Consider the following 7,420-nt stretch of genomic DNA (forward strand, 5'->3'; position numbering starts at 1 on the left):
GTCAGGTGCCGGTGCGTAGGCGACGAAGGAGCAAGCACCGGTGCCTGACCGGCGGGACAGGAGGGGCCGCGACTCGAGCGCGCCAGCGCTCCAACAACTCAGCTGTATCGCGACAGGCAGGTGGTTTCGCCGTTGAGAACCCCGGCCCGGAACGCATCGACACGCGAGAACCCGCTCGGGACGGTCTTCCCCTCGGCATCGCTGGCGGCCAGACCATCCGTGAGCAGGCCGGACACCGCTTCGTCGAGGTCGCCCGCGGAGAGTTGGATGTCGCCCTGGTCGGCCGGGCGGCCGGGCTGGGCGAGCTTGCCGGTGACGACACCGGACAGGCAGGCCGCGCGCAGGCCGGTCTTCGCGCCGGTCAGCTGCTGATTGTTGCTGCGCTGGACGGCGAGGGTGTAGCGCGAGATGAACACGACATAGCCGTTGTAGTCGCCGCTGACCTTCACCGGGAGCGGGCCGTCGTCGTCGGTGTCGACCGAGCCGCGTTCGGCGAGGCCGGGCACGTCGGTGGCGATGACGTTCTTGGCGGGGCAGTAGGTGACCGGTTCGGTGACCGCGCCGTCCTTGCAGTCGATCCGGGCGCCGGAGTAGTCGTAGGACGGTGCGTCCTCGACCGGCAGGATGGCCTGCAGTGCCTTGCTCAGTTCGACCAGGGTGGCCTGGGAGACGGGGAACTCGCCGCGGCCCTGATCGCCGGAGAAGCTCTGCGGCAGGTTGCCGCGGCGCTGGTCGATCTCCTCGTCGTCGATGCCCTTGCAGCCGCGCGGGCCGTCGGTGAAGCCGATCTGCACGGCGGTGACCCGCTCGAACGCCGAGCCGTGCACGCTCTCGGGATCGTCGGGGTCGGAGTCGCGGATCGAAACAGTCGCGGCCAGAACGGAATTCAGGCCGTCGGAGGTGTTGATCGTGAAATGCTTCGACTTGCCCTCGGCGACGTGACGCATGAACGCGCCGGCGAAGCAGTCGGCCTGCTGTTCCTTGACCAGCACCGGCGTCTTCTTGGTGACGAGTTTGGCCATGGTCTGGATGGCGTGGCCGTACTCGTGGGCAAGCACCATGACCACCGACATCTTCCCGAAGGTCTCGGTCATGGTGGGCAGCAGCATCGCGCGGTCCCAGCCGATGGAGTTGTCGCTGCGGCAGTAGGCGGCGTTGACCAGGTGGTAGGTGGTCTCCTTGCAGAACTCGATCGCCTGGTTGCGGGAGGCGCGGGCGTTCCAGGAGATCAGCTTCTCCACCGGCTCGAAGGTCTCGCCGCGGAACTCGGTGCCGAACGCGGACTGCCAGTAGGTCTGGATGTCGTCGATCGCGTTGAGCGCCAGCGCGTCGACGTCACCACCGTCGCCGTTGGACGCGGTCAGCGTCGAATCGGGGACCCCCGGCCGCGGCCCGTTCGGCCCGCCGGTCGTCGGCAATCCCGCCACCTGGAACGGGTCGTCGTAGATCGAGACACCGTGGCCATCGATCGCCCGCGTGCAACCCACGCTCAGCAATGCGCATAGCACGGCGATGATCGCAACGAGCGCTTGGCCTTTCATCGATCCCCCCTGGTCGGCCGGATACAGGTCGCCGGATCGGGACAGCAAGCCGTCTCGGGGGCACCGCCGATGTCCGGGCGATGGCATAGTATCCGCTCCATGTCTTCACCGGGGGCGCAGACCATCACCGTGCGCCATGATGGAACCGAACGAGTCTTCGAAGCGAGCCAGCAGATCACCATGGGCCGTGCGCCCGAGGTAACGCTGTTCGTGGACAGTCCGCTGGTCTCGCGCGTGCACGCCACCCTGCGCTTCCAGAACGGCGCCTGGGTGCTCGCCGACAACGGCAGCACCAACGGCGTTTTCGTGGACGCACGCAGACTGAACCAGCCCGTATCGATCGACCGGCCCACACAGGTGCGTCTGGGGGACGCAATCAGTGGGCCGCTGCTGCATCTGGTGCCCGCGGCGCCGTCGTCGCGGCACGCCGCCACGATGCTCGCGTCGCCGTCACAGCCGACGACGCCGCAGCACCAGCCGCCGCAGCGTCCGCAGTTCCCGCCGCCGTCGCGGCCCAATCCGCACGTCCAGCAGCAGCAACAGCCGCAGTTCACGCCCACCTCGCAGTTGCCGTCGCAGCCGATGGCGCCGCAGGACAACATCAACATGACCCGACGCGCCGACTCCTCGATGTTGCCGCCGGTCCGCAAGGCGGCCTCGACCGAGCCGGTGGCGCGGGGTGATCGCATCCCGCCCGGCGGGCTGAGCATCGGCCGCACCTCCGACAACCAGATCGTGGTGAACGATCCGCTGGCCTCGCGCCAGCACGCGCGCCTGGTGTCCTCGGCCGAGGGCCTGGTCATCGAGGACCTCGGGTCGGCCAATGGCACGTTCGTCAACGGTCATCGACAGCAGCGCACCGTGCTGCGCGAGCGCGACATCGTCACCATCGGCAATATCGACTTCGTCGTCACACAGGGCGCGCTGGCGCACCGGCAGAAGCCGGTCGCCGAGCTGGGCCTGACGGTGCACGGGGTCGGGTTCACCGTCGAGGGCAACAAGCAGCTGCTCGTCGATGTCAACATGCAGGCCGGGCGTGGCACGCTCACCGCGCTGATCGGCCCGTCGGGCGCGGGCAAGTCGACGCTGTCGAAGCTGATCGCGGGCAGCACCCAGCCCTCCGGCGGTGTGGTCACTTTCGAGGGCCGCAACCTGCACGCCGAGTACGAGGCGCTGCGCTCCCGCATCGGCATGGTCCCCCAGGACGACGTGCTGCACCGCCAGCTCACCGTGCGCCAGGCGCTCGGCTTCGCCGCCGAACTGCGACTGCCGCCCGACACCACCAAGGCCGACCGGCAGCAGGTGATCGACGGTGTGCTGCAGGAGCTTTCGCTCACCCAGCACGCCGACACCCGCGTCGACCGGCTCTCCGGTGGTCAGCGCAAGCGCGCGTCGGTGGCGATGGAGCTGCTCACCGGTCCGTCGCTGCTGATCCTGGACGAGCCGACCTCGGGCCTCGACCCGGCGCTGGACCGGCAGGTCATGCAGATGCTGCGCGAACTGGCCGACGCCGGTCGCGTGGTCATCGTGGTGACCCACTCGGTGGCCTGCCTGGACATGTGCGACCAGGTGGTGCTGCTCGCGCCCGGTGGCAAGACCGCCTTCGCCGGTCATCCCGGTGGCGTCGGCGCCGCGCTCGGCACGTCGGACTGGGCGGAGATCTTCGCCAAGGTCGCGGCCAACCCGGACCAGGCCTTCGCGGCCTACCGGTCCAGGCAGGCCTACGTGCCACCACCGCCGCCACCCCAGCCGCTACAGCGGGGCAACGCGGGCGCGCCGCCGCAATCGAGCGGGATGCGCCAGTTCAGCACCCTGGCCCGCAGGCAGCTGCGGCTGATCTTCGCCGACCGCGGGTACCTGGCGTTCCTCGTGGTGCTTCCCTTCATCCTCGGCGCGTTGTCGCTGGTGGTGCCGGGCAGCGACGGTTTCACCGAGGGCCCGCTGATCGCGCAGCCCGACGGTTCGTTCGCGCGCTCGAGCGGCGGTGAGGCACAGCAGCTGCTCGTGGTGCTCATCCTCGGCGCGTGCTTCATGGGCGCCACGCTCACCGTGCGTGACCTGGTCGGCGAGCGGTCGATCTTCCACCGTGAGCGCGCGGTCGGCCTGCTGCCCTCGGCGTATCTGATGGCCAAGATCGTCGTGTTCAGCGTGACCGCGTTTCTGCAGGCGGCGGTGCTGGTGGGCATCACGCTGGTCGGCAAGAAGGCGCCGCCGGAGGGCGCGCTGATCCCGAACGGCAGCGTCGAGCTGTACCTCGTCATCGCGATGACCGCGGTGTGCTGTGTGGTGTTCGGTCTGCTGATGTCGAGCCTGGCCAAGTCCAACGAGCAGGTCATGCCGATGCTCGTGGTGATGATCATGGTGCAGCTGGTGATGGCGGGCGGTCTGATCCCGGTGACCGACCGGGCCGGTCTCGAGCAGGTGTCGTACCTGTTCCCGTCGCGCTGGGGTTATGCCGCGGGCGCGTCGACGGTGGATCTGCGCGAGCTGGTCATCGGTGCACAGGAGGACGCGCTGTGGGAGCACAAGCCGGGCATCTGGATTCTCGACATCGTGTTGCTCATCGTGATCACCTCGATCCTGGCGGCCATCACCTGGAGCCGCCTGCGCCTGAAGAAGTCCCAGGCATGAGGGATCGCCAGGTCAGGGCCATATCGGCGGGCATGATGCGCGTGTCGCTCGCCGACCGGGCACACTTGAGCCTGTGACCGTTCGAGTTGGGGCCCTGCATCTGGGGTGGGATGTGGTGTCCGTTGCCGCGGGCGGCGGTGAGACTCCGATCCGCCCGGTTCAGGTGGAGGGCACCTACACCCCACCCGCCTACCTGCTCGCCGACGCGGCGGGCAGGCTGCACACCGCAGGCGTCGACCGGCAGCGGCCGGACCTCGGCATGGCGATCGCCGACGTGCGCGACATCCTCGGGCACCCGCAGATCGTGATCGCGGGCGCCACCTGGCCCGCGGAGCTGGTGTTCCGGGCCAGGCTGTACAACCCGCTGGCCGCGGTCGGCAAGTACCTGCGCGGCAAGCCGCAGCTGGTCGCGCTGCCGTACCCGGACACCTGGCCGGACGAGAAGGTCGACGCCTACGCCGCGCTCGTCGAGCAGCTCGACGTGGTCGTCGAGCCGCTGCCGGAGAGCGTCGCGCTGTCGGGTTACGTGCGCGCGCTGGGCCTGGTCTCGCCGCCGCGCGAGCGGCACCGCAACGGCATCGGCGCCACCGGCGTGTACTCCGACGGCCGCACCCTGCTGGTCGTCGCGGTGCACGGCGACGACGAACAGCCCACCGAATCGGTGGAGGTCGCCGTCGGCGCCGAGGCGATGCGCGACGCCCGCTCGGCCGACAACGTCGTGATCGAGGCGATGGCCGCGGCCCGCTCGATCGGCGCCGACACCTCGACGGTGCTGCTGGCCGGCAATGTCTGCTTCAACGACGCGCTGCGGCTGGCCTTCCAGAACCATCTCGGCCAGCGCCTGCACGTGGCCGATCATCCGATGCACGCGCTGGTGCTCGGCGCGGCGCATCTGCTGGTCACCGAGCCCGAACTCGACGAGGACGACTATCCCGAGACCCAGCACCCGGGCCAGGGCTATGCCGCGCAGGTCGGGTGGGGTGCCCCGCCCGCGGCGCCGACCGGTCAGCCGCCGAGCCCGGCCGGTTTCGTCGCCGGCCCGCCCGCGCAGTCCGGCGGAAGGCACGCGCTCGACGAGCCCGACGACGAGCGCGGGGGCAAGCTGCTCGGCAAGATGAAGAAGGGTTTCTTCGGCGCACCGGCGATGGTCGGCGCGGTCGCGCTCGCCGCGACGGCCTGGCACGCGGGCGCCACCGGTCCCGCGACCGCGGCCGACGGCGAGCTCGTGAGCTGCGCGTTCACTCCGTACGCGAACACGGTCCCGCCCGAGGGCATCGCGAGCGCGCGCGGCGGCGGCCTGATCGAGGACAACGCCTGCGTCACCCCCGGTATCGACACGCTGCGCTACCTCATCCCGGGGCCCGCGGGCGCGACCGATCCCGGCCCGCCGGTGGTGATCTAGCTCAGCGTTCCGATTGTGGTGGCGTCATGCGTAGCTGGTATCGTTGCTCGCTGGCGTGTGGAACGTCGAACCGTTCGCGGATCGGCGTCCCTTCGATGTCCCGGGTCTCCACCGGCCGCCGGGACAGTCTCGAACCACACCCGTGGCCGGCAACACCGACGACAGACAGGGAACGACTGTGCCTACGTACAGCCCCAAGGCAGGTGACGTCACCCGCAAGTGGTACGTCATCGATGCCACTGACGTAGTCCTCGGCCGTCTCGCCGTGCAGGCCGCTGGCCTGCTGCGCGGCAAGGGCAAGCCGACCTACGCACCGCACGTCGATGGTGGCGACTTCGTCATCATCATCAACGCGGACAAGGTTGCCATCTCCGGCAACAAGAAGCAGGACAAGCTGATCCACCACCACAGCGGACACCCGGGCGGCCTCAAGTCGCGCACTGTCGGCGAGGTGTTGGCGACCCGTCCCGATCGTCTCGTGGAGAAGGCCGTCAAGGGCATGATCCCGAAGAACAAGCTGGGTAACGCGATCGCGGGCAAGCTGAAGGTCTACGCAGGCCCGAACCACCCCCACGCCGCGCAGCAGCCGGTTCCGTTCGAGATCAAGCAGGTGGCCCAGTGACCGCTCCTGAAGAGTTCAACGAAGAGTTCGACGCGGTCGACGAGACCGTGGTCGAGGTTGTCGAAGACGGCGAAGGCTACGAAGCCGAGTACGTCGAAGAAGCCACCTACGCCCCGATCGTGATCGATCGCCCGGTGCAGACCGTCGGCCGCCGTAAGGAAGCCGTCGTTCGCGTGCGCCTGGTTCCCGGCTCGGGCAACTTCGAGCTCAACGGCCGCACCATCGAGGATTACTTCCCGAACAAGGTGCACCAGCAGCTCGTGAAGTCCCCGCTGGTCACCGTCGAGCGTGTCGAGAGCTTCGACATCTACGCTCGCCTGGTCGGTGGCGGCCCCTCGGGTCAGGCAGGCGCCCTGCGTCTGGCCATCGCCCGTGCGCTGATCGAGGTCACCCCGGAGGATCGTCCCGCGCTCAAGCGTGCCGGCTTCCTGACCCGTGACCCGCGTGCCACCGAGCGTAAGAAGTACGGTCTGAAGAAGGCCCGTAAGGCGCCTCAGTACTCGAAGCGCTGATTTACGCACTGTCGACCGCCGTCTTTCGCATCCGCTAGGTATGCTCCCCGCGAGAGCGGGGATGGGCCCGGTCGGCGGAGCACGTGTGCGAGAGCAGGCTTCCAGCACGGCTGGTCGCCTGCTCTCGTGCTGTATTCGGGGACCTACTACAAGTAGAGGGTTTTATGGGACGGCTGTTCGGCACCGACGGTGTTCGAGGACTCGCCAACGACTCGCTGAGTCCGGAACTGGCGATGCGCGTCGCGGGCGCGGCGGCGCAGGTGCTCTCGCGCGGCAAGAAGCGCGCGGTCGCGGTCCTCGGCCGTGATCCGCGGGCCAGCGGCGAGATGCTCGAGGCCGCGGTGACCGCCGGCCTGACCTCGGCGGGTGTCGATGTCCTCTCGGTGGGCGTGCTGCCGACCCCGGCCGTGGCGTACCTGACCGGCCTCTACGACGCGTGCTTCGGCGTGATGATCTCCGCCTCGCACAATCCCATGCCCGACAACGGGATCAAGATCTTCGCGGCGGGCGGGCACAAGCTCGACGACGCCGTGGAACAGCGGATCGAAGCCCTGATCGCCGAGGGTGTCACCGTGCGCCCGACCGGCGCGGGCATCGGTCGTGTGCGCGGCGACTACACCGTCGAAGGCACGCACGAACGCTATGTCGAGCATCTGCTCGAATCCACCGGCCAGGACCTGTCCCGGCTGACCGGCGGAGGCGACAGCGCGCA

General features: G+C 69.1%; 5 protein-coding genes and 1 pseudogene. 5 read left to right on the top strand and 1 reads right to left on the bottom strand.

Annotated elements, in window-relative coordinates; translation table 11 throughout:
- Positions 1-98: 98 nt before the first annotated feature.
- Positions 99-1,541 (bottom strand): metallopeptidase, encoded by a 1,443-nt coding sequence (locus ACFWPJ_RS19370; RefSeq protein WP_378853187.1) that lies wholly within the window; start codon positions 1,539-1,541, stop codon positions 99-101.
- A 99-nt stretch (positions 1,542-1,640) separates the two neighbouring features.
- Between ACFWPJ_RS19370 and ACFWPJ_RS19375 the strand changes: the two genes are divergently transcribed.
- From ACFWPJ_RS19375 to ACFWPJ_RS19395, 5 genes and pseudogenes are all read left to right on the top strand, one after another.
- Complete coding sequence (locus tag ACFWPJ_RS19375; protein ID WP_378853189.1) at positions 1,641-4,172, top strand: FHA domain-containing protein; 2,532 nt, start codon at positions 1,641-1,643, stop codon at positions 4,170-4,172.
- Positions 4,173-4,245: 73 nt separating this feature from the next.
- Positions 4,246-5,574: a hypothetical protein gene (locus ACFWPJ_RS19380; protein WP_378853191.1), complete on the top strand. Its 1,329-nt coding sequence runs from the start codon at positions 4,246-4,248 to the stop codon at positions 5,572-5,574.
- Between the two features lie 178 nt (positions 5,575-5,752).
- Positions 5,753-6,196: a 50S ribosomal protein L13 gene (gene rplM, locus ACFWPJ_RS19385; protein WP_022567307.1), complete on the top strand. Its 444-nt coding sequence runs from the start codon at positions 5,753-5,755 to the stop codon at positions 6,194-6,196.
- Complete coding sequence (gene rpsI, locus ACFWPJ_RS19390; RefSeq protein ID WP_378853193.1) at positions 6,193-6,708, top strand: 30S ribosomal protein S9; 516 nt, start codon at positions 6,193-6,195, stop codon at positions 6,706-6,708. Before rplM ends, rpsI begins: the two co-directional genes overlap by 4 nt.
- A gap of 164 nt (positions 6,709-6,872) precedes the next feature.
- Positions 6,873-7,420: pseudogene (locus ACFWPJ_RS19395) on the top strand (phosphoglucosamine mutase); the annotation flags it as partial.

Source organism: Nocardia sp. NPDC058497 (genome assembly GCF_042720195.1).
Classification (GTDB): domain Bacteria; phylum Actinomycetota; class Actinomycetes; order Mycobacteriales; family Mycobacteriaceae; genus Nocardia.